Below are 22,026 nucleotides of genomic sequence, written 5' to 3' on the forward strand. Positions count from 1 at the left end.
CCCGGCAGGAATCCGCGGGGCATCGCTACTATTTTTATGATTTTACCGCATGCGCTGGGCGCGGTCGAAAATCGGCGGCGGGTCTGGGCGGCCAGCCTGTGAAAACGTCTGGAACCCATGCTGCGGCGGCGCGTCGAAGGCGGGCGCGGCGTTGGCCCGGCGGCGTTCGCCTCATTGTGGATAAGGCAGGAAATAGCGCGCATAGGCTGAAGGGCCAGCCGTCCCGGCTTGCTCCAAACGCCTGTTTAAGAGATGCGCGGCCTTGCCGATGTGGTCAAATAGCGAGCTTCGGCCGCCGCGGCGAGCCTGAGCGACAGAATTCATCAACCACGGCCGGAGGTCCTGTTTGGCGGGGCGCGCGATCGAAACGCCGCATGTGCGGCACGCTAAAGCCGGAGCCGGGCGCGGGCGCCTCGCGCCCATGCGGCGCTGGCTGCGCGCGTGGCTGGCTTTTGGCGTCGTCATGCTGACGCTGGTCGCGGCCGACGCGCAGGCCGCGCGCGCCAGCGCCAGCTACAAGGTCGAGATCGAAGCCACGCCACGCTCGCTGCGCAAGCTGCTCGAAGCGCATCTGGACATTGCACGCTTTGCCAAACGCGCCGACGTCAGCGGCGACCAGTTCGAGTTCCTCATCACCGCCACCCCTCAACAGGTGCGCGATCTCGCCGCCACCCAAGGGTATTTCTCACCGGTCGTTCGCACTGACGTGAGAACCGTCGACGAAAAAAAGCAGGTCACCGTGAGCGTCGATCCAGGCCCGCAAACGGTCATTACGTCGATTTCGCTGTCGTTTCGCGGCCCGGTGCTGACCGAAGATCCGGCCCAGGAAAACACCGTGCGCTTCGCGTTTTCGCTGCATGAAGGCGATCCGTTCACGCAGGGCGGCTGGGACGACGCAAAGAACGCCTCGCTCAAAGCGTTGCAGGCGCACCGCTATCTCGGCGCGAAGATTTACCACTCCGAGGCGCGCATCGACCCGCGCACGCGAGAGGCAAAACTGTCGGTCACCTTTGACAGCGGCCCGAGCTTCACGATGGGCAAGCTCGACGTGTCCGGCACGCGCCGTTATCCGGAGCAGATCGTGGACAACGTGAATCCCATTTCGGTTGGCGACATCTACGACGTGCAGCGCGTCACCGAATTGCAGCGTCAGTTGCAGAACACGCCGTACTACGCGAGCGTGGCGATCGACGTGGATAGCGATCCGGAGAAACCGGTCAATACACCGGTGCACGTGAAAGTGTCGGAGTATCCCTACAACAGTATCCGCGGCGGGGTCGGTTATTCGACCGACAACGGTCCGCTGATTCAGGGCTCGTATTCGTATCTCGACACCTTTGGCAAAGCGTGGCCGTTTACGGTCGAGGGGCGCATCGACCAGATCCAGCAATACGGGCAAATCCAGCTCGCCATGCCGCCGGGTCCGCGTGCGTGGACCAACAGCGTGCTTGCGTCCTACACCACGACAGATGTATCCGACACGCGCATCTACAGTATCCGTGGCGGCGTGCAGCGGGCCCGTACCTCGCAGTTCATCGACTACAACTATTCGATCCTCTACTACCAGGACCGGCTCGACCAGAACGCGTTCGCGCCGACCACCAGCCGCGCGCTGGTGCCGTCGTGGTCGTGGACGCGGCGCAATACCGACGACCCGCTATTCCCGCGCAAGGGCAACCTGATTCACGTCGAGGCGGGCTTCGCGATCAAGGGCGTGCTGACCGATCAGACCTTCATACGCGGTTACGCCCGCGGTCAGCAATACCTGCCGATCGGCAAGGAAGATCTCGTGCTGTTCCGCGCGGAACTCGGCGGCGTGTTCACGAGCGGCAGTTCGAGCGGCATTCCGGCTTCGCTGCTGTTCCGCGCGGGCGGTTCCAATTCGATACGTGGCTACAGCTATCAGAGCATTGGTAATAACGTCGACGGCTCGGTGCTGCCAACCAAATACCTCGTGACGGCGGCAGCCGAGTATCAGCACTGGTTTAGCCACGACTGGGGCGCAGCGGCGTTCTTCGACGTGGGCACGGCCACCGACACATGGGGCGAGAAAGTGTTTTATCCGGGCGTCGGCGTGGGTGCGCGTTGGCGCAGTCCGGTCGGCCCGGTCAATGTGGATGTCGCGTACGGGATTCGCAACAAGAGCGTGCGGCCGTATCTGACGCTGGGCATCGCCTTCTGATGGAAACCTGCTTTTACATGATCGACGCATGACCACGGACGTTTCCGACCAACCGCCTGCGCAGCCGCCCGGCGCTCATCCGCCAGGTGAGCCGCCCGGACAGCAGCCACCCGAGTCGCCGCCGCCCCGGCGCCGGCCCGGCCGTGTGCTGCTGAAAACACTTGCATGGACGTTCGCGGTGCTGGTGCTGCTGGTCGCTTTGGCGGTCGGCCTGCTGTACGGCGCGCTGACCACCGAGCGCGGCACGGCGTACGCGTGGCAGGCGGCGGTCAGGCTGCTCGGCGGCAGACTGACGGGCACGCTGGAAAGCGGCGCGCTCGCGAACGGCCTGCAATTGCGGCAAGTGCGCTGGCGCAGCCTCGACGGCAGCGGCACGGATATTCAGGTCGACCGGGTGGCCGGCCGCTGGGCGCTCACGCACAAGCCCTGGCGCTTCGCGATCGACTATCTGCACGTCGGCACGATCGACGCACGGATTGGCTCGTCCTCGTCGAGCAGCAGCGGACCGCTGACCTTGCCGCAAGACTTGCGCTTGCCGTTGCAGCTCGAGGTCCGCGACGTGCAGGTCGACAAGCTGCTGTTGCGGCAGGGCGGCTCGACCACCGAGTTCTCCCGCTTCATGTTTCATGGCCGCAGCGACGGGCGCCATCACGAGGCCGCGATCGAACGGCTCGACACGCCATTCGGCGTGGTGACGGCGGCGGCGAAGCTAGACGGCGTGCGGCCGTTTCCGCTGACCGGTGACATCGGCTATTCAGGCAAGGTCAACGACGAGCCTGTGCAGGTTGGCGGTCATCTGACGGGCACGCTGGAAAATCTCATTGCGGAGCTCGACGCCAGCGGCATGAAACTGGCCGGGCATGCGCGTGTCGAGGCGTCGCCGTTTGGCGAGGTGCCATTGCGACGCGCCACGCTGACTTTCGATCACATCAACCCGCAGGCTTTTGCGCCGGGCGCGCCGCTGGCGGATCTCGCGGTGCGCGCCGAGTTGCAGCCGGTCGGGCGGGACGTTACGGCCAAAAAATCCGCTGACAGTCTCGCTGTGGCCGGCCATGTTTCGATCGTCAACGCCAGGCCCGGTGCGATCGACCAGAACCTGCTGCCGCTGATCGATGCACAAGCGGATGTTCGCCTCGACGCTCAGGCGCAGCGCATCTCGAACCTGAATGTGCGGCTCGTAAAAAGCGCCACGCTGACGGGCGGCGGCGCGTTGACCGGCAAGCACGGCCAGTTCGATCTGAAGGTCGCCGGGCTCGACCTGAACGCGCTTGAGGCGACCGTCCGTCCCACGCAGCTTTCCGGTCCGATCGGCATCCGCCTGAATGACGACGTGCAGAGCCTCACGCTCGATCTCGCCGACCCGAAAGCCGGGCTGCGTGCCCAGGGCAAGGTGACGTTCGATCCCGCGCGGATGAGTTTCAACGACGTGCGCATCACGTCGGGCAAGGGCCGCATTGATCTATCCGGCGCGCTCAAGCACGACGCGAACTCCACCTATAACCTGAAAGCGCAACTGACCGATTTCGACCCGTTGACGCTGACTTCGCAGATGCCGTCGCGCACGCCGGTGAGCAGCCCGGCAAGCAACGCTAAAGCGACGGGCGCGACAAGTGCGACGAGCACGGCGCGTGCGGCGAAGGCGCCCAACGCGGCACCCAGCGTGGCGGCGAGCGCGGGAAGCACCGCGGGCAGCACGGCCGGCGCGAAGAGCGCAGCGCCCGGCGATCAGGCCGCGGCGGTGGTGAAGAACACCGCCAGGGCCGTGGTGAAAACCGAGGTGGTGCAGCGCAAAACGCCGCCCAGACCGTCGAAAGCGGCGCCGCCCGCCCGCAAGATCGAAGCGCGCGTCACCGGCACGCTGACGGCAGCCGGCATGCTGGGCCCTGTGTTCACCACCAAGGCGGAATTCAAGCTCGGTCCTAGCGTCTACGACGGCCTGCCGCTAACCGGCGGCGGCACGGTCCAGCTCGCCGGCTCGCGGATTTTGCCGAGCCGCGCGAATCTGTCGGTGGCCGGCAACCAGGTGGATCTGCAAGGCAGCTTCGGCGCGCGCGGCGACCGGCTGCGGTTTCGCGTCGACGCGCCGCAACTCGAGCGCCTCGGCTTCGGCCTCGCGGGCCTGGTCGAGGCGGACGGCGACGTGACCGGTTCCTTCGCGCATCCGGATGTCGTGCTGAATTACAAGGCCGACAGCGTGGTATTCAGCTCCAATCGGATCGGCCATGCGGAAGGTCACGCCGAACTGCGCGACGGCGCGAACGGCGCGCTCGTCTTCACCACCGACGCGCGCAACCTGAGCGCAGGCGGCGTCGATCTGACCACGCTCACGGCGCGGCTGTCCGGCACGCGGGCGAACCATACGCTGGAGGCAGCGGCTACCGGCAAGCTGCAGGACCGGCCGCTCGATCTGACGCTCGCCGCCAACGGCAAGCTGACCGAAGCACGCGACGGCACGCGGTGGGACGGCACCGTGAGCCGTCTGCAGAATCGCGGCACGCCGGCGCTGAATCTCGAGGTGCCGCTTGCCGTGAGCGCCGCGCCGGAGCGTGTCACGCTCGGCGCGACGCGTCTCACGCTCGAAGGGGCCGTACTGAACCTCAAATCGTTCATCTTCGACCACGGCAAGATCCAGTCGGCGGGGACTTTGACCGACATTTCGGTCGCGCGCCTGCAGGATCTGCGGCGTGAGATGACCGGCACGCCGCCGGCCGTCAAAACCGATCTGGTGTTCGACGGCGACTGGGATTTCACGCTCGGCAATACCGCGAGCGGCCACGTCCAGTTAAAACGCCGGAGCGGCGACGTCACGGTCGAAATCGGCCGTGGTCTGGCGTCGCTCGGCATTACCGATATCACCGCGCGCGCCGAATTTAGCGGTGGCAACCAGCTCAGCGCGACCGTGCGTGCGCAGGCAAGCCGGATCGGCGTGATCGATGCCGACGCCCACACCACTCTCGTGCTGCGGGACGGCTTCATGACCGTCAACGAAGAAGGCGCGCTGAGCGGCAATGTGAACGCCAACGTGCCGTCCCTGAAAACGACTGGCGGCCTGTTCGGCCCGAGCTACCTGCTCGACGGGCACCTCGCGCTCAAGCTTGCGCTCGGCGGCACGGTGGCCAAGCCGAATCTGACGGGCTCGCTCCTCGGCGACGGTTTGTCGGCGACGATGGTCAATCAGGGCGTGCAGTTGAAGGATGGCGTGGTGCGCATCGCGCTGTCGCACAACCTGGTGGATTTCCAGCAGGTCGAATTTCACGGCGCAAGCGGCACGCTGCGCGCCACCGGCCGTGTGCGGCTGGACGGTGCACAGCCCGATCTGACCGCGAGCATCGTCGCGGACAAACTGGAACTGTTCGCCGCACCGGACCGCAACCTGTCGCTGTCGGGCAGCGCGAGCGTGGCGAACGCGGGCGCCGAGGGCGGCATGGCGATCAACGGCAAGTTCGTGGTCGATCACGCGTTGTTCGATATGCCGGAGCAATCCGCGCCGTCGCTTGGCGACGACGTCGTGGTGGTGCGTCCGGACGGCACGGTGGCGGGCGAAAAGCCGCCGCCCGTGCCCGGCACCAACAAGCCGATCGGACCGTTCGCGCCGCGCGCCAATATCGACATCAGTCTCGGCGACAACTTCCGTTTCCGCGGACAGGGCGCCGATCTCGGCCTGACCGGCACGATCACCGCGATGAGTGCGCCGAATCTGCCGTTGCGCGCGGTCGGCAATGTGCGTGTGACGCCGGGTTCGACTTACACCGCGTTCGGCCGCAAGCTCGGCATCGAGAACGGCTTCTTCACGTTCAACGGGCCGGTGGCCAATCCGGGTATCAACATTCTGGCAATGCGCCGTAACCAGCAGGTCGAGGCGGGCGTGCAGGTCACCGGCACGATCCAGTTCCCGGTTGCCAAGCTGGTGTCGGAGCCGAACGTGCCGGACAACGAAAAGCTGTCGTGGCTGCTGTTCGGGCACGGCACGGATCAAGGTAATAACGTCGGTCAGCAAAGCACGATGACCACCGCGCTCGCGTTGCTCGGCAGCGCGAGCGGCAAGCGGATTGCGCAGACTTTTGGGCTGGACGAGTTTTCGATTGGCCGGAGTGAAGTCGGGCTGACCGATCCGCAGGTGGTGATGGTGTCGAAGGCGATCAACGAGTGGCTGGTGATCGGCTACGAACAGGGCTTGCAGTCGGCGAGCAATGCGATCAAGGCAACGGTCAACCTCACGCGTTACTGGTCGGTCGCGGCGTACGGCGGCACGTTCGACGGCCTCGAACTGCTTTATACGCGGCGCTTCGACCGGATCCGGTGGTGATTTGGGAGGTGTTTGCCGCCGCGGCGGCGAAGGCATAAAAAAAACGGCACGCTTTTCACAGCGTGCCGTTTTTATTCTGGAGATAGCGCCGGATGCGCCGCGAGCGTTACTTCACGCGCATGCCCGGTTTCGCACCGCTATCCGGCTCGAGCACGTACAGACCCGGCTCGGCTTTTTCGTCCGTGGCGGAGGCGGCCAGCACCATCCCTTCGGAGAGACCGAATTTCATCTTGCGCGGCGCCAGGTTCGCGACCATCACCGTCAGCTTGCCAACCAGTTGCTCTGGCTGATACGCCGACTTGATGCCCGAGAACACGTTGCGCGTTTTCTCTTCGCCGATGTCGAGCGTCAGTTGCAGCAGCTTGTCCGACCCTTCAACTGCCTTGCAGTCGACGATCTTCGCAATACGCAGATCGACCTTGGCGAAGTCGTCGATCGAGATGATGCCCGGTGCTTCGTCTTCCTTCGCGGCTGCGGCTGCTTTCGCTGCCTTCGACTTGACCTTGGCGTCGGCCGGTGCGGCGGCTTCTGGCGTGGCCTGCAGCGAATCGCGGTTAGCCGCCAGCAGGGCTTCGATCTGTTTCGGATCGACACGTGTCATCAGATGCTTGTACGCGTTGATCGGGCGCGTGGAGCTCAGCGGCACATTGGCGTCCGCCCAGACCAGCGGCTCGATCGCGAGGAAGCCTTCGACCGCTTCGGCCAGCTTCGGCAACACCGGTTTCAGGGCCAGCGACAGCAGACGGAAGGCCTCGACGCTCACGCTGCAGGTTTCATGCAGCGCGACCGCGTTGACCGGGTCTTTCGCCTGATCCCACGGCTTGGCGGTGTCGACGTACGCGTTGACCGCGTCGGCCAGTTCCATGGTCTGACGCAGCGCGCGGTTGTACTCGCGCGCTTCGTAGTTCGCGGCGATTTGCGGCACCGCGGCGCGCAGCGTGGCGAGCAGCGGATGCTGCATGGCGCTGTCCTGCACGCGGCCGTCGAAACGCTTGATCAGGAAACCGGCCGCGCGGCTCGCGATGTTCACGTACTTGCCGACCAGATCGCTGTTCACACGCGCCTGGAAGTCGTCGAGGTTCAGGTCGAGGTCTTCCATCGTGCTGTTCAGCTTGGCGGCGAAGTAGTAGCGCAGCCATTCAGGATTGAGGCCCGTGTCGATCACGCTTTGCGCGGTGATGAAGGTGCCGCGCGACTTCGACATCTTCGCGCCGTCCACCGTCAGGAAGCCGTGCGCGAAGACGTTGGTCGGCGTGCGGTGGCCCGAAAATTCGAGCATGGCCGGCCAGAACAGCGTGTGGAAATACAGAATGTCTTTGCCGATGAAGTGATACTGCTCGGCAGTCGACCCCTTGCGAATCCACGCCTCGAAGTCGATGCCGCGCTTGTCGGCAAGGTTCTTGAAGCTCGCGTAGTAGCCGACCGGCGCGTCCAGCCACACGTAGAAATACTTGCCCGGCGCGCCCGGAATTTCGAAGCCGAAATATGGTGCGTCGCGCGAGATATCCCAGTCGGCGAGCTTCGCTTCGCCGGCGTCGCCGAGCCATTCGCGCATCTTGTTGGTGGCTTCGGGCTGCGCCAGACCGCTCACCCAGGCGCGCAGGAAGTTCTCGCAACGCGGATCGGAGAGCCGGAAGAAATAGTGCGTCGAGGTCTTGCGAATCGGCGTGGCACCCGAGACGACAGAGTACGGATTGATCAGTTCGGTGGGCAGATAAGTCGAGCCGCATACTTCGCAGCTGTCGCCGTACTGGTCTTTCGCACCGCATTTCGGGCATTCGCCCTTGATGAAGCGGTCCGGCAGGAACATTTCCTTGACCGGGTCATACGCCTGTTCGATATCGCGTGCTTCGATCAGGCCGGCTTCCTTCAACGCGAGGTAGACCGATTCGCTCAGGACGCGGTTTTCCTCGGAATCGGTCGAGTAGTAATTGTCGAACGAAATGCCGAAGCTATCGAAGTCGCGCTTGTGCTCTTGCCAGACGCGGTCGATCAACTGCTTGGGCGTGAGACCCTCCTTCTCCGCGCGCAGCATGACCGGCGTGCCGTGCGTGTCGTCGGCGCCCACGTAGTAGACCTCGTGCCCGTGCATTCGCAGCGTCCGGACCCAGATGTCCGTCTGGATATATTCGACCAGATGGCCAATATGGATTTGCCCATTCGCATACGGAAGGGCCGACGTGACAAGAATCTGGCGACGGCCTGACGGCGCGCCTGCGGAGCGATCGGTTGCGGGTGCTGACATAAGGATGGTGGGAGCCTGCGGTGGGACGAAACGTTGATTCTAGCAGGGCAGGCGACGGGCGCGGCGCGGGCGGCCCGGGGCGCGGCAGCGTGGAGACCGGGGTCAGACTGGGCGGGCGATGAAAACCGAGCGCCCAAAAAAAGACCGGGGTTATTAACCCCGGAGCAACAACGACAAGAGGAGAATGGTGACGCAGCGGCATAGCCAGCCACGTACCGTAAAGAAAGACAGCGGATTTTCGGCAGAGTTCGAAATTTTTTTCGTCTTCGTGCGAGATACGCTTTGGTCAGCTTTTTACGGCGCATCGGACACCGGCCGCCAAGGGCCCGGCACCCGGCTGTTCAGCCTCTTTCAAGCCATTAAGTTATTGCGTTGTGTGCTGAGCCGTGGCGCGCAGATAGATTTCCACACGACGGTTTGCTGCACGGCCGGCTTCGGTGTTGTTGTCGGCGATTGGCTGGTTCTGGCCCATGCCCTCAGCCGACAGACGTTGCGGCGCCACGCCGCGTTGCCCCAGATAGCCGATCACGCTTTGCGCGCGGTTGACCGACAGCGTCTGGTTGTAAGCCGGCTGCCCCGTGCTATCCGTGTAGCCGATCACCTGGGCGATCAGTTCCGGGTTCTGCTGCAGGGTTTGCGTAAGCTGATCCAGCACCGGTGCGAACGACGGCTTGATCGCGTAGCTGTTGGTGTCGAACGTGACCGAGCTAGGGATGTTCAGCTTGAGCGAGCCGTCCGGCTGTTCGGTGATCTGCGTGCCGGTGCCCTTGGTGGCGCCCGACAGCTTGTTGTGAATGGCTTGCCAGTTGTAGCCGGTGACGCCGCCAACGGCCGCGCCGACGCCCGCGCCGATCGCCGCGCCCTTGCCGCCGCCGAAGATCGCGCCGAGCGCCGCACCGGTGCCGGCGCCCACGCCCGTGCCGACCGCCGTGTTAGTACCCTGTTCGGTTGCGCAACCGGCCAGCAACGAACTGGCAACGGCGAAAACAGCCAGGCGAGTCATGATTTTTGCATTCATTTTGATTCCTCTTGAGTGAAGCGAGTAAAGCGGCAAATAACGTTAAATTTATGCGGCGAACGTGACGCCAGTGAAGCGGACTGCTCAACAGCAATACGTAAAATCCTACGCCTTTTTGACTCCCGGTCCGACAGTCAAGAAGGGTCTTCCGGCAAGGCTGGGCGCCAGCCACTACAATACTAGCTGGAGTTCGCAGCGATGCGACCCCATGGCGTTTCCGCCTGCCCGAAGGGTGCCCGGCACGCCTCGTTTTAGCAACGCCACCTAACAATTTCTTTCAATTCCGGCGCGTGGCCGTGACTTCGATCCCGCCGCGCCGAGAGTGTTCCCCACGGAGTGTCAATGAGTATCGATCGGGCTTTGGTCGACGCCGCCCTCGCGGCCGTCACTGACCCCAACACCGGCCGGCCGTATGGGGCTGCCAAGAACATCAGGAACGTCGGCGTGGAGGGTGACACAGTCAGCGTCGAGGTGGTACTCGGCTATCCGGCCAAACGTCAGTTCGAAGCGATTCGCACGCAGTTTGCCGACGCGCTGCGCGCCGTGCCGGGCGTGGTCGACGCGCGCGTCGAGGTGTCTCAGAACATCGCCGCGCATACCGTGCAACGCGGCGTGAAACTCTTGCCAAACGTCAAAAACATCGTCGCGGTGGCGTCGGGCAAGGGCGGCGTCGGCAAGAGCACGACCGCCGTGAATCTGGCGCTGGCGCTGGCGAGCGAAGGGGCTTCGGTCGGCATTCTCGATGCGGACATCTACGGCCCGTCGCTGCCGATGATGCTCGGCATCACCGGCCGCCCCGAATCGCCCGACGAAAAGTCGATGAATCCGATGACCGGCCATGGCGTGCAGGCCAACTCGATCGGCTTTCTGATCGAACAGGATAACCCGATGGTGTGGCGCGGTCCGATGGCCACTTCCGCGCTGGAACAGCTGCTGCGGCAGACCAACTGGCAGGACCTCGACTACCTGATCGTCGACATGCCGCCGGGCACCGGCGACATTCAGCTGACCTTGTCGCAGCGCGTGCCGGTGACGGGCGCGGTGATCGTCACGACGCCGCAGGATATTGCGCTGCTCGATGCGAAGAAGGGTCTCAAGATGTTCGAGAAGGTCGGTATTCCGATTCTCGGCATCGTCGAAAACATGGGGATGCATATCTGCTCGAACTGCGGCCACGAAGAGCATATCTTCGGCGCGGGCGGCGGCGAGCGGATGGGCAAGGAATACGGTGTGGATGTGCTCGGCAGCCTCCCGCTCGACATCGGGATTCGCGAGCAGGCCGACTCGGGCCGGCCGACTGTGGTGGCCGACCCGGAAGGGCGTATTGCGGAGATCTACCGGTCGATCGCGCGCAAGGTGGCGATCCATATCGCCGAGCGGGCTCGCGATATGACTTCGAAGTTTCCCAACATCGTCGTGCAGAACACCTGAGTACCCGTTCGGATCAGGGCCCAAAGCGGGCCCAAAGCGCGCCCAAGGCGTCAATTTGCGCCGGGTCTCGCGGTATCATGTCGACTTCACGAGTTCGGCTCGGTGGACGCAGGGGCGCCCGCCTGACCGGCAAGAGGATCGCATGGGAAAACGAATTGACGGGCAGGCGGTGCATGCGTTCATCGTCCTGGCTGCCAGCAGTGTGCTGTTATGCGGCTGTAGCGCGTTCCTGAGACCACAGGAAAAGCGCGCGGACGCGCAGTTGCTGCCTACCGTGGGCAATCAGGCACGCGGCCTCGTGACGTTTATCGAGCGCTCTGACGGCGTGCAGGTCACTTACAACCTTTCCGGCATGCCGCCCAATAGCGACCACGCTCTGCAAGTGCACGAACGCGGCGACTGCAATGCGGCGGACGGTTCGAGTGCCGGCCAGGTGTTTTCCCCGGCTGCCGAGCGTCTGAAAGCCGGGGCGCGGGTCGAGGGTGACCTCGGCAACATTCATGCGGATTCGAATGGCGTGGCAACCGGCTTCATCGTCGCGCCGGATGTGTCGCTCGATGGCATCCGCTCCGTGTTGCAGCGCGCGGTGCTGCTGCATCACGATGCGACCGATCCCTACGCCTATCCGCAGCACGGCGCCGGCCCCGCGCTTGCGTGCGGTCTGATTCGTCCTTAAGCGCCGGCCGCACAGGCGTGTTGTGTGTGGCCGCGTGAGCGCTTCACAGCGAGCCTCCGGGCGCGTAGCGCGCGATTGTCAGCCCTACCTGCAGCAGCATTCTCCCGATCGCGTAAAATAAGCGCCTTTCGTCGGGGCGCGCAGCCTGGGGCGCGCATTCCGGCGCGCGTAGCCGGTGGCCTGGCACAGGAGACCCGTCTGGCAGCGCCGGGTCGACCGGCGCGCCGCCTGAGCCCGTCCCCGGCAGTTTGCCGATAGCCGCCCGGTTGTTGCCTGGTTGTTGCCTGGTAATCGCCGGGTTGTTACCTGTCACATTCCTGTTACTCAAGTCGAGCAGCGTTTAACTATGACCATCAAATCCGACAAGTGGATCCGGCGCATGGCCGCGTCGCACAATATGATCGAGCCGTTTGCGCCCGATCAGGTGCGCGTCTCCGAAGACGGCCGGAAGATTGTCAGCTACGGCACCTCGAGCTACGGCTACGACATCCGCTGCGCCGACGAATTCAAGATCTTCACCAACATCAACTCGACCATCGTCGATCCGAAGAACTTTGACGAGAAGTCGTTTGTCGACTTCAAGGGCGATGTTTGCATCATCCCGCCGAATTCGTTCGCGCTGGCCCGCACGGTCGAGTATTTCCGCATTCCGCGCAGCGTCCTGACCGTGTGTCTGGGCAAGTCCACGTATGCGCGTTGCGGGATCATCGTCAACGTGACGCCGTTCGAGCCGGAATGGGAAGGGCACGTGACGCTCGAATTCTCGAATACGACACCTTTGCCTGCGAAAATCTACGCAAACGAAGGCGTCGCTCAAGTGCTGTTTTTCGAAAGCGACGAAATTTGTGAGACGTCGTACGCGGATCGCGGCGGCAAATATCAAGGTCAGCACGGCGTCACGTTGCCTAAAACGTGACGTCGGCAGCGCACTGACCCACCAGCTATACCGGGTGACCGCTGCAATTTACAGAATGCAGCGGTCGTTCTTTTTGGAGAATCGCCCATGAAGTTTCGTTTTCCCGTCGTCATCATCGACGAAGATTTCCGCTCCGAGAATATCTCGGGTTCCGGCATCCGGGCTTTGGCCGAAGCAATCGAGAAAGAAGGCGCGGAAGTGCTCGGGTTGACGAGCTATGGCGATCTGACTTCGTTCGCGCAGCAGTCGAGCCGCGCGTCGTGCTTCATCCTGTCGATCGACGACGACGAGCTGCTGCCGTACGTGGATAACGTGGTGGTGGAAGGCGAAACGCCCGAACTGGCTGCCGCGATCGTCGCGTTGCGCGCGTTCGTGACGGAAGTGCGCCGCCGCAATGCGGATATTCCGATCTTCCTGTACGGCGAAACGCGCACCTCGCGCCATCTGCCGAACGACATCCTGCGTGAGCTGCACGGCTTCATCCACATGTTCGAGGACACGCCGGAGTTCGTCGCGCGCCACATTATCCGCGAGACCAAGGTGTATCTGGATTCGCTCGCGCCGCCGTTCTTCAAGGAGCTGGTGCAGTACGCGGACGAAGGCTCGTATTCGTGGCACTGCCCGGGGCACTCGGGCGGCGTGGCGTTCCTGAAGAGCCCGCTCGGGCAGATGTTCCATCAGTTTTTCGGCGAAAACATGCTGCGCGCGGACGTGTGCAACGCCGTCGACGAACTCGGCCAGCTGCTCGACCATACCGGCCCGGTGGCCGCGTCCGAGCGCAACGCCGCGCGCATTTTCAGCGCCGACCACGTGTTCTTCGTGACCAATGGCACGTCGACCTCGAACAAGATCGTCTGGCACGGCACGGTGGCGCCGGGCGACATCGTGCTGGTGGACCGCAACTGCCACAAGTCGATCCTGCACGCGATCACGATGACCGGTGCGATTCCGGTTTTCCTCACGCCCACGCGTAACAACTTCGGCATCATCGGTCCGATTCCGCGCAGCGAGTTCGAGCCGGAAAACATCAAGAAGAAGATCCTGGCGAATCCGTTCGCCCGTGAAGCGCTCGCCAAAAACCCGGATCTGAAGCCGCGCATTCTGACCATTACGCAAAGCACCTATGACGGTGTGATCTACAACGTCGAGATGATCAAGGAAATGCTCGGCGAGTGGCTCGATACGCTGCACTTCGACGAAGCCTGGCTGCCGCACGCCGAGTTCCACGAGTTCTATCAGGACATGCACGCGATCGGCGCGGGTCGTCCGCGCATCGGCGCGCTGGTGTTCGCCACGCACTCCACGCACAAGCTGCTGGCCGGCATTTCGCAGGCGTCGCAGATCGTCGTGCAGGATTCGAAGAACAGCCGTTTCGACAAGCATCGCTTTAACGAAGCGTATCTGATGCATACGTCGACGAGCCCGCAGTACGCGATCATCGCGTCGTGCGACGTGGCCGCGGCGATGATGGAAGCGCCGGGCGGCACCGCGCTGGTCGAAGAGTCGATCGCGGAAGCTTTGGATTTCCGCCGCGCGATGAGCAAGGTCGACGCCGAATACGGCGACGACTGGTTCTTCAAGGTGTGGGGCCCGGACCGGTTCGCCGAAGAAGGCATCGGCTCGCGCGAAGACTGGATGCTGCGTCCGAACGACGCGTGGCACGGTTTCGGCCCGCTCGCCGAAGGCTTCAACATGCTCGATCCGATCAAGGCGACCATCGTCACGCCGGGTCTGGACATGGACGGCGGCTTTGGCGAGTCCGGCATTCCGGCGGCGATCGTCACGAAGTATCTGGCCGAGCACGGCATCATTGTCGAGAAGACCGGTCTGTATTCGTTCTTCATCATGTTCACGATCGGCATTACCAAGGGCCGCTGGAACTCGATGGTCACCGAACTCCAGCAGTTCAAGGACGACTACGACAACAACCAGCCGCTGTGGCGCGTGCTGCCCGAGTTCGTCTCACATCATCCGATGTACGAGCGCGTTGGCCTGCGCGATCTGTGCGAGCAGATCCACAGCGTCTACCGTGCGAACGACATTGCGCGTTTGACGACCGAGATGTACCTGTCGAGCATGGAGCCGGCGATGAAGCCGTCCGACGCGTTCGCCAAGCTCGCGCACCGCGAGATCGACCGCGTGCCTATCGACGAACTCGAAGGCCGCGTCACGTCGATTCTGTTGACGCCGTATCCGCCGGGCATTCCGCTGCTGATTCCGGGCGAGCGCTTCAACAAGACCATCGTCAACTATCTGCGTTTCGCGCGCGAATTCAACGAGCGCTTCCCGGGTTTCCACACGGACATCCACGGGCTCGTCGGCGAAACGATTAACGGACGCATCGAATATTTCGTCGATTGCGTGCGCGGCTGACGATGCGGCAGGCGAAGTTCCGGCTGGGCGTCGACGGCTGGCGGCGCGCGTTCTGCGCGCTGGCCTTGACGTCGACGGCGATACTCGGCGTGGCGTGTGCTGTGGCGCCCTCGGCGGCACGTGCAGAAGTGGCCGCCGCCGATCCGATCGACGCTGCGATGCGCACGTGTCTGGCGCGCAGCGACATGTCGTCGACGAGTGGGCAGGTGCAATGCATGGACAACGCGCGGATTGGCTGGAAGGCCGCGTTGGACAGCGCGTGGCAGCAGCTTCAGCCGAAGCTGCCGCCGGCGCAGCGCAAGCAGTGGGAAAAAAGCCAGGCAAGCTGGCAGGCTTCGCGCGATGCCGAGAAGCAATTGCTGAGCGCCGTGTTCGCCACGACGCATGGTTCGATGTATGTGCTGGCTGAAGCCGATATGCAGTTGCAGCCGGTGCGTGATCGCGCGCTTGCGCTGCGCAGCGCGGTGGCCAGGACCAGTGCCGGCGGCGACCCGCCGCGCCGCCCACGTGTCTGCACCGCGGACGCGCAATGCGAGCACGCGACGTTCGATCTGAACCGCTATTACCGTCGCCTGCAAACCAGATTGCCGGCGCATTCGCGCGCCACACTTACGCATGCGCAAAATGCCTGGACCACCTATCTCGACGCCACCACGTCATTGATCGACGAACGCGGCCGGATCGATATCATCGGTGCGCGGGTGGCCACACTCAAGCGCTTGTCGGAGACGGTCGGCAACGACTGAGCGCGTGGCCTGTTCAGTCGAGTATGTAGTCTTCGGCTTGCGGCTTCGGCAAGTCGAGGGCGGGTTCGCCGAGCAGATCGCGCGTGGCGTCTTCGATAGAGACGGATAACAGGTTGAGCGCGAGGTCGTTGTCGTCGGTGCCGAACGGTTCTTCGATTTGCGAGGCGATGGCTTCGTGCGCCATGAAGGTGTACGCGACGAACACCGCGAAAACCGGCGTGAAAATCCCGATGCTGTCGACCAATCCGAACGGCAGCGACGCGCAGAAGAAGTACACCGTGCGGTGAATCATCACTGAGTAGGCGAAGGGCAGCGGCGTCGATGCGATGCGCTCGCAACCGCCGATCACATCCGATATTCCATTCAGATTCCGGTCGAAGGCGAGCACCGCCATCGGATCGATTGCGCCCGCGCGCGCCTGCCGCTGCACCCATTCGCCTAGCCAGAGCATGAGCGTCGCCGGTTTGTAGCGCGACGTTATGACGCGTTCGAAGAGCGGCTGAGGCAGCCGTGCGGCGAGGTCTTCGCGTGGGTCGCTTTTACGCAGCTGATGACGTAAAGCATGGGGAAGGGCGCCGAGGACGGTGGTGAATTCCTTGATGGCTTCCTGGGGCAACTGACTGGTTGGCAGCGTGAGGGCCTGGCGGGTGAGTGAGCGGGTGTCGTTTAGCAGTTGCCCCCAGAGTTTGCGGGCCTCCCACCAGCGGTCGTAGCTGGCATTGTTACGGAAGCCTAGAAATACCGCTAAGGCTATGCCGATCAATGAAAATGGGGCGGTGGAGTTGAGGTTGAGGTTGAGCGAGATCGGGAGGAGATGATCGTGGGCCGCCACTGCGATAACGGCGATGCAGAAGATCAGGAACAACCTGGGGATGAGGCGCGGGAGGACGGAGCCGCGCCAGGCTAGCAGCATGCGGAACCAATGGAGATGTGGGCGGATGATCATTTGGGGCGCTTGTTGCCTTCGGCGGTGGGGTTTGTATTATCGCTGGTTTGGTTTTTTTGCCTTTGATGTCGGGGTTTTTTGTTGCCTTTGGCGGCGGCATTTCCTGGTTCTGGCTTCTTTGGCCTTTCCTTGCTTTGTTATTGGTTTATTAGCGTTCCCCCTGTGCGGGGGGGCACCTACTTTTCTTTGCCGCGGCGTGTGTCAAGGTAGTTGTCGCGTGAACCGTTACGCTGCTTGCTTGTACATTTCGGCCGAGGCCGAGCTTCGCTCCGGGTTCAGATACACCGAATCTGGCAGGTGCCAGTCGCGGATGGCACCTGACCAGCGTGCAGGGTTTTGCATGCGTGCGCGCTCGTACAGCGCTCGCCGGCGCGCCAGCAGGTCGTGGGCTTCGCCGCGGTGCCGTTGCCCCGGAGTGACATATTTCAGGCCGCTATGGCAGTGCTCCTCGTTGTACCACTGCACGAAGCGCTGCACCCATACGCGGGCCGCCTCAAGCGTGTCGAACGGCTGCTCGGGCCACAACGGACAGTACTTCGCCGTACGGAACAGCGACTCGGCAAAGGCGTTGTCGTTACTCACCCTCGGCCGGCTGAACGAAGCCTCTACCCCCAGGTCGATCATGGCCGCGCGCATCGTGGCGCCTTTCATTGCACTGCCATTGTCCGAGTGCAGCACCAGCGGACGCCCGGCGATTCCTTCACGCAGACATCCCCTGTTCAGCAACTCGCCCGCATGTTCGGCCGACTCCTGTTCCCACACCTCGTTCATCACCAGCTTGCGGCTGTAGATGTCCTTCATCATGTACCAGTAAAAGTACCGGCCCCTGACCGTGCTCGGCATCCACGTAATGTCCCAGCACCATACCTGGTTTGGTCCATCGGCACGATGCGTCGTGAGCGTGCGTGGTTGCGGGGCCTTCGCACGGCCCCGACGCTGCCCCTGTCCCGCCGCTTTCAGGATCCGGTAGAAGGTCGACTCCGAGGCCAGATAAACCCCTTCGTCGACCAGTTTGGGCACGATCTGGTGCGGCGTCAGGCTCGCGTACACCGGGCGGTTGGCCGCTTCAAGCACGGCCTGACGCTCCGCCTCACTCAATTTGTTAGGCGGCGCTTCACGCTTCGCCTGGATGCGCCCGTCCTCCGGTGCCAGGCGCCAGCGCTGGACGCTGCGCACGCTGAGCCCCAACTGCTCGCATGCACGCGCCCGTCCTGCCCCCTGCCGTACCGCTTCATCGATCAACTGCATGGCTTCTTCGCGATCCGGGCTGCTGATCAGTCGTCCTCTTCCTTGCCCCAGATCGCTTCGGCTTTTTTTCGCAGGTCCAGCAACGCTGCCGCCTCCGCACGGGCCGCATCAGCGCGCCTGAGCTGACGCTCCAGTTCGCGGATCCGCTTTTGCGCAGCCTTTGCCTCATTGCGCTGCGCAGCCGTGGGTTTCGTTTCAGGCACCCCGTTGGCCTGCTCGCACGCCTCGCGCCACTGGCGGATCTGCTCAGGATAAATACCCTTGCTGCGGCAGTACTGGGAGATCTCGATCTCGTTGAGCGACGCCGTCTCCAGCACCGCCCTGAACTTCTCGGCGCTCGACCATCGATTGCCCGTTTTGCCATTGCCCGGCATGAATTCTCCAGCCTGTCTTGCACCTTGCCGCCAGGTGCGTAGCGTCACTGTCGTGATGCCCGTCGCTCCAGCCAGCTCGATGACCGCCCGATTGAACGGCGGCATCATCTGTTTGATTGCCCACTCCCGGGTTTCCGCTGAATAGCGTTTCATCTTCCATTCGCTGTCCGCCCCCCCATCTTTACATTAATCGGTTCGGGTGAGGCGACAACTAGCCTGACATGGAGGGGCCGCCGCAAAGAAAAGTAGGCAAAAGAAAGCGGCTCAAACCGCCAACATTTAAGTGGGTCCCCTGGCTTGGAGGGGCTGGTGGTCCGATTAACGGATCACACCTCGGTCCGTAACCACCCGTGACACAGCCGTCATCCGCTCCCACTCCGCACTACGTGCGTCGCGGTTGGGTCCACCGGGGAAACTAGGTGCTTCGGTTGCGCGTAGCGGGAACATCGGCTTCGCCTCGGCGAGGCGCCGAAAACACCAATTGGTTTTATGAAGTACCGCATCGGCGCGCGTAGCGCCGCCGGAAGCATGACGGCCTGGTCACTCAGGCGGGAAGGTCTGCAGGCTCAATCTCTACGGAGCCACGATCCCCTCCAAGCCAACGGAGCCGCTTAAAAATTAGCGGTTGGAGCCGCTTTCTTTTGCCTACTTTTCTTTGCGGCCGGCAAAGAAAAGTAGGTGCCGCCCCGCACAGGGGCGACACTAATAGACCAATAAGAAATCAAGAAAAGGCCAAAGCGGCCAGAACCAGGAAAATGCCGCCGCCAAAGGCAAAAAACAAACCCTAATCTCGTGGCGAAGAAGCCACCCCATGACTCAACCAATCCAGCACAGCTGAAGCATCATCATCAGCCCCTTGCCGGGCCTTGGCCACAGTCTCCGCCACATCAGCGCTAGGAACAGCGCGCCGAATAGCGACACCAACAGCAAGAATATCAATCATGACCAGATGCAGAATCCGCGAAATCATCGACAATTGCGACTCACGAATCTCAATGTGATCGGTTTCGAGAGCGACAGTAGCCCGCTTGGCCAAAGGCGTATTGCTAGAAGTAATAGCAATCACCTTAGCCCCTGCCTGCATGGCAACATCGAGCACCCGCAACAACTCCGGCGCGCGCCCTGACTTCGACACCGCCACAATCACATCACCCTTGCCAAGCAACGCAGCAGACGCAGCCTGCATATACAGATCCCCGTAGGCAATCGTCGGAATGCCAAACCGGAAGAACTTGTAGTGCGCGTCCTGCGCGACAATGTTCGAATTGCCGAGGCCATAAAACTCGATCCGCCGCGCGCCGTTCAACAGATCGATCGCCCGCTCGACCTGCTCGAAATTCAAATGCTCACGCAACTGCAAAATCGCCGACACGGTGTTGTCCAGCACCTTCGCGCCGAAGTCCGTCGCCGTATCGCCCAGATGCACCTGGCTATGACTCACCGGAATCGTGCCGGTCAAACCCGTCGCCAGCTTCAGCTTGAAATCGGATAAGCCCTGGCAACCCAGCGAACGGCAAAAACGGATCACGGTAGGCTGGCTCACGTCAGCCTTGCGGGCGATATCGACAATCGGATCGTTGATGATCGAGCGCGGATGATTCAACGCGAGATCGGCCACGCGGCGCTCAGCCGGCGTCAACGCATCGCGCATCTGGCGAATCCGTTCAAACACGGCAGACGAGCTGCCGCCCGCGCGGTTCGACAACTGCTCGGCCAGAATCGCCGAGACGCCGAGAAATGCCGGATACTCAGCCGTAATCACGTAAGTCGGCACGTTCTGCAAATACGGCTCGAAGCGGCCTTTCGCCTCGAAGCGCTTGCGAAACGAGGAGCGCGCAAAGAACTCGCCGAGCCGCGGCACCACGCCGCCGCCAATGTAGATGCCGCCCAGCGCGCCGAGCGTCACGGCAATATTGCCCGCGAAGGTGCCGAGAATCCCGCAGAACACGTCGACGGATTCGGCCGCCAGCGGCTCGCCCTCCAGCGCGCGTTTGACGATTTCAATCGTGTCGACATTCGCCGCCACACGCTTCTTGTCGCGGCCCGCCAGCGCACGGTAGATCACTTCGATGCCGGGGCCGGCGGCCACGCGTTCGAACGACACATGCGACCACTTCTTGCGCGCATATTGCAGCACGATGTCTTCACGCTCGTCGGCCGGCGCAAAGGTGGCATGGCCGCCTTCGCTGCCGAGCGCGATCCAGCGGTCGTCGGCGGGGATCAGGCCGGATACGCCCATGCCGGTGCCGGGGCCGAGCAAGCCAATCACGCTGTTCGGACGACGCGTGCCGCCACCCACCTGCACGCGCTGCATGTCGGTCAGGCCGGGAAGCGCCATCGCCAGCGCGGTAAAGTCGTTCACCACCAGCAGCGTGTCGAAGCCGAGCGCGCGGCGCGTGGCTTCGATCGAAAAACTCCAGTCGTGATTCGTCATGCTGACCTGGTCGCCGTCGACCGGGTTCGCAATCGCAATCGCCGCATGATTCACGCGGCCGATCTTGGTGTCCTTCAGATACTTCTTGATGACATCGGCCACGCCCGGATAGTCCGCACACGGATACACCTGCACCGAGGCGATTTCGCCCGGTGCGGTTTCCAGCGCGAAACGCGCATTGGTGCCGCCGATGTCGGCTAGCAGCCTCGGTCCATCGGCGTGCTGGCCCGCGCCCGGAATAGCCTTAGTTTGCACACCAGTAGACATCGAGTCTCACTCCCTTGTCGTTCGCCAACTTCGAGATGGCATTTTTTTGTGGCGCAGCGGCGGCGGCATTCAACACGTCGAGCTTGCGCGGTCCGGCGATCAGCAGAAACAGGTGCTTCACTTCTCGCAACGCGGATAACGACCAGCTGACGCGCGAATGCGGCGCGTTGCCCGGATGCACGGCCACGAAGCGCTCAGTGGTGGTGATCGCGTGATCCCACTCGGGGGCGTCCGCGAAGATCGACGCGGTGTGGCCGTCTTCGCCCATGCCGAGAATCGCGACGTCCGGCACGGCGCTAAAGCGCGGGTCGGCGTTCAGCGCGGCAATGTGCGCATTCAGATCCTGGCTGGTATCGACCAGCGGCCAGAAAACGGCGCTTTTCGCGGCGTTCAGCAACAGCGTGTCATGCACGAGTTGCGAGTTGCTCGCGCTGTCGGTTTCCGGCACCCAGCGGTCGTCGACCAGCGTCACGGCAATGCGCGCCCAGTCGAAAGATTGCGTGGACAATGTCTGCAGGAACGGACGCGGACTGGTGCCACCGGACACTGCAAGCATGGCCGGACGCGCGCCATGGGCTGACATGCCGGTCGCGGACATGCCGGTGACGGGCATGCCCGTAGCGGACATGCCGGTAGCGGACATGCCGGTGACGGACGTGCTGGTTATGGACGCGTCCGCCTGTACGGCGAGCGACGCATGTAACGCGTCGCCAACCGCCTTCGCCAACGCGCCGGATTGGGCGCGTTGATCGTCGAAAGCGTGAAGCTCGATCACTTCTCCTCCGTGCTGCTTTCTTGTTGGATCTGCGGGATGTACCGTATTGCTCCCGTACACCGCCTGCGAGGGAGATGACTCGCAGGCGC

General features: G+C 63.1%; 13 protein-coding genes. 7 read left to right on the forward strand and 6 right to left on the reverse strand.

Features of this window, described 5'->3' with window-relative positions:
• Positions 1-346: 346 nt before the first annotated feature.
• Positions 347-2,182, forward strand: a complete 1,836-nt coding sequence (locus PQR27_RS03680; protein ID WP_408522358.1) for an autotransporter assembly complex protein TamA — start codon at positions 347-349, stop codon at positions 2,180-2,182.
• 28 nt (positions 2,183-2,210) lie between these two features.
• The gene (locus PQR27_RS03685; protein ID WP_408522359.1) at positions 2,211-6,488 is read left to right on the forward strand and encodes a translocation/assembly module TamB domain-containing protein; all 4,278 of its coding nucleotides are present in this window, start codon (positions 2,211-2,213) and stop codon (positions 6,486-6,488) included.
• 106 nt (positions 6,489-6,594) lie between these two features.
• Here PQR27_RS03685 and metG read toward each other — a convergent pair whose 3' ends face one another.
• The gene (gene metG / locus PQR27_RS03690; protein ID WP_408522360.1) at positions 6,595-8,733 is read right to left on the reverse strand and encodes a methionine--tRNA ligase; all 2,139 of its coding nucleotides are present in this window, start codon (positions 8,731-8,733) and stop codon (positions 6,595-6,597) included.
• A gap of 364 nt (positions 8,734-9,097) precedes the next feature.
• Positions 9,098-9,751, reverse strand: coding sequence for a YiaD family glycine zipper/OmpA-like lipoprotein (locus tag PQR27_RS03695; protein ID WP_408522361.1), 654 nt, complete (start codon positions 9,749-9,751; stop codon positions 9,098-9,100).
• A 342-nt stretch (positions 9,752-10,093) separates the two neighbouring features.
• Here PQR27_RS03695 and apbC point away from each other — a divergent pair, with 342 nt between their 5' ends.
• The 5 genes from apbC (at position 10,094) to PQR27_RS03720 (ending at position 15,893) form a co-directional block, all read left to right on the forward strand.
• Positions 10,094-11,182: an iron-sulfur cluster carrier protein ApbC gene (gene apbC, locus PQR27_RS03700; protein WP_408522362.1), complete on the forward strand. Its 1,089-nt coding sequence runs from the start codon at positions 10,094-10,096 to the stop codon at positions 11,180-11,182.
• Between the two features lie 142 nt (positions 11,183-11,324).
• Positions 11,325-11,858 (forward strand): superoxide dismutase family protein, encoded by a 534-nt coding sequence (locus tag PQR27_RS03705; protein ID WP_408522363.1) that lies wholly within the window; start codon positions 11,325-11,327, stop codon positions 11,856-11,858.
• A 346-nt stretch (positions 11,859-12,204) separates the two neighbouring features.
• On the forward strand, positions 12,205-12,774 hold the full coding sequence (dcd, locus tag PQR27_RS03710; RefSeq protein ID WP_012432068.1) for a dCTP deaminase: 570 nt from the start codon (positions 12,205-12,207) through the stop codon (positions 12,772-12,774).
• An 87-nt stretch (positions 12,775-12,861) separates the two neighbouring features.
• Positions 12,862-15,147 carry an Orn/Lys/Arg family decarboxylase gene (locus tag PQR27_RS03715; protein WP_408522364.1) on the forward strand — a complete coding sequence of 762 codons (2,286 nt, stop codon included), beginning with the start codon at positions 12,862-12,864 and terminating at the stop codon, positions 15,145-15,147.
• A 2-nt stretch (positions 15,148-15,149) separates the two neighbouring features.
• Positions 15,150-15,893, forward strand: coding sequence for a lysozyme inhibitor LprI family protein (locus PQR27_RS03720; protein WP_408522365.1), 744 nt, complete (start codon positions 15,150-15,152; stop codon positions 15,891-15,893).
• Between the two features lie 13 nt (positions 15,894-15,906).
• Here PQR27_RS03720 and PQR27_RS03725 read toward each other — a convergent pair whose 3' ends face one another.
• The 4 genes from PQR27_RS03725 to pgl all read right to left on the reverse strand — a co-directional run bounded on the left by PQR27_RS03725 (position 15,907) and on the right by pgl (position 21,937).
• Positions 15,907-16,839 (reverse strand): bestrophin family protein, encoded by a 933-nt coding sequence (locus PQR27_RS03725; RefSeq protein ID WP_408522366.1) that lies wholly within the window; start codon positions 16,837-16,839, stop codon positions 15,907-15,909.
• A 225-nt stretch (positions 16,840-17,064) separates the two neighbouring features.
• Positions 17,065-18,614 (reverse strand): IS3 family transposase gene (locus PQR27_RS03730; RefSeq protein ID WP_408522367.1). Its coding sequence is split into 2 segments (ribosomal slippage): positions 17,065-18,140 and positions 18,140-18,614, totalling 1,551 coding nucleotides; the frame shifts between segments, so codons are not numbered across the junction.
• Between the two features lie 631 nt (positions 18,615-19,245).
• Positions 19,246-21,162 carry a bifunctional transcriptional regulator/glucokinase gene (locus PQR27_RS03735; RefSeq protein WP_408522368.1) on the reverse strand — a complete coding sequence of 639 codons (1,917 nt, stop codon included), beginning with the start codon at positions 21,160-21,162 and terminating at the stop codon, positions 19,246-19,248.
• Positions 21,140-21,937 carry a 6-phosphogluconolactonase gene (pgl, locus tag PQR27_RS03740; protein ID WP_408522369.1) on the reverse strand — a complete coding sequence of 266 codons (798 nt, stop codon included), beginning with the start codon at positions 21,935-21,937 and terminating at the stop codon, positions 21,140-21,142. Before pgl ends, PQR27_RS03735 begins: the two co-directional genes overlap by 23 nt.
• Positions 21,938-22,026 lie beyond the last annotated feature (89 nt).

Source organism: Paraburkholderia fungorum (genome assembly GCF_046027215.1).
Classification (GTDB): Bacteria; Pseudomonadota; Gammaproteobacteria; order Burkholderiales; family Burkholderiaceae; genus Paraburkholderia; species Paraburkholderia fungorum_D.

What these genes read in the sequence shown, in the direction of transcription:
- PQR27_RS03685 (WP_408522359.1), top strand. Translation starts at nt 2,211, where the DNA reads ATGACCACGGACGTTTCCGACCAACCGCCTGCGCAGCCGCCCGGCGCT.
- metG (WP_408522360.1), bottom strand. Translation starts at nt 8,733, where the DNA reads ATGTCAGCACCCGCAACCGATCGCTCCGCAGGCGCGCCGTCAGGCCGT.
- PQR27_RS03695 (WP_408522361.1), bottom strand. Translation starts at nt 9,751, where the DNA reads ATGAATGCAAAAATCATGACTCGCCTGGCTGTTTTCGCCGTTGCCAGT.
- apbC (WP_408522362.1), top strand. Translation starts at nt 10,094, where the DNA reads ATGAGTATCGATCGGGCTTTGGTCGACGCCGCCCTCGCGGCCGTCACT.
- PQR27_RS03705 (WP_408522363.1), top strand. Translation starts at nt 11,325, where the DNA reads ATGGGAAAACGAATTGACGGGCAGGCGGTGCATGCGTTCATCGTCCTG.
- dcd (WP_012432068.1), top strand. Translation starts at nt 12,205, where the DNA reads ATGACCATCAAATCCGACAAGTGGATCCGGCGCATGGCCGCGTCGCAC.
- PQR27_RS03715 (WP_408522364.1), top strand. Translation starts at nt 12,862, where the DNA reads ATGAAGTTTCGTTTTCCCGTCGTCATCATCGACGAAGATTTCCGCTCC.
- PQR27_RS03720 (WP_408522365.1), top strand. Translation starts at nt 15,150, where the DNA reads ATGCGGCAGGCGAAGTTCCGGCTGGGCGTCGACGGCTGGCGGCGCGCG.
- PQR27_RS03725 (WP_408522366.1), bottom strand. Translation starts at nt 16,839, where the DNA reads ATGATCATCCGCCCACATCTCCATTGGTTCCGCATGCTGCTAGCCTGG.
- PQR27_RS03735 (WP_408522368.1), bottom strand. Translation starts at nt 21,162, where the DNA reads ATGTCTACTGGTGTGCAAACTAAGGCTATTCCGGGCGCGGGCCAGCAC.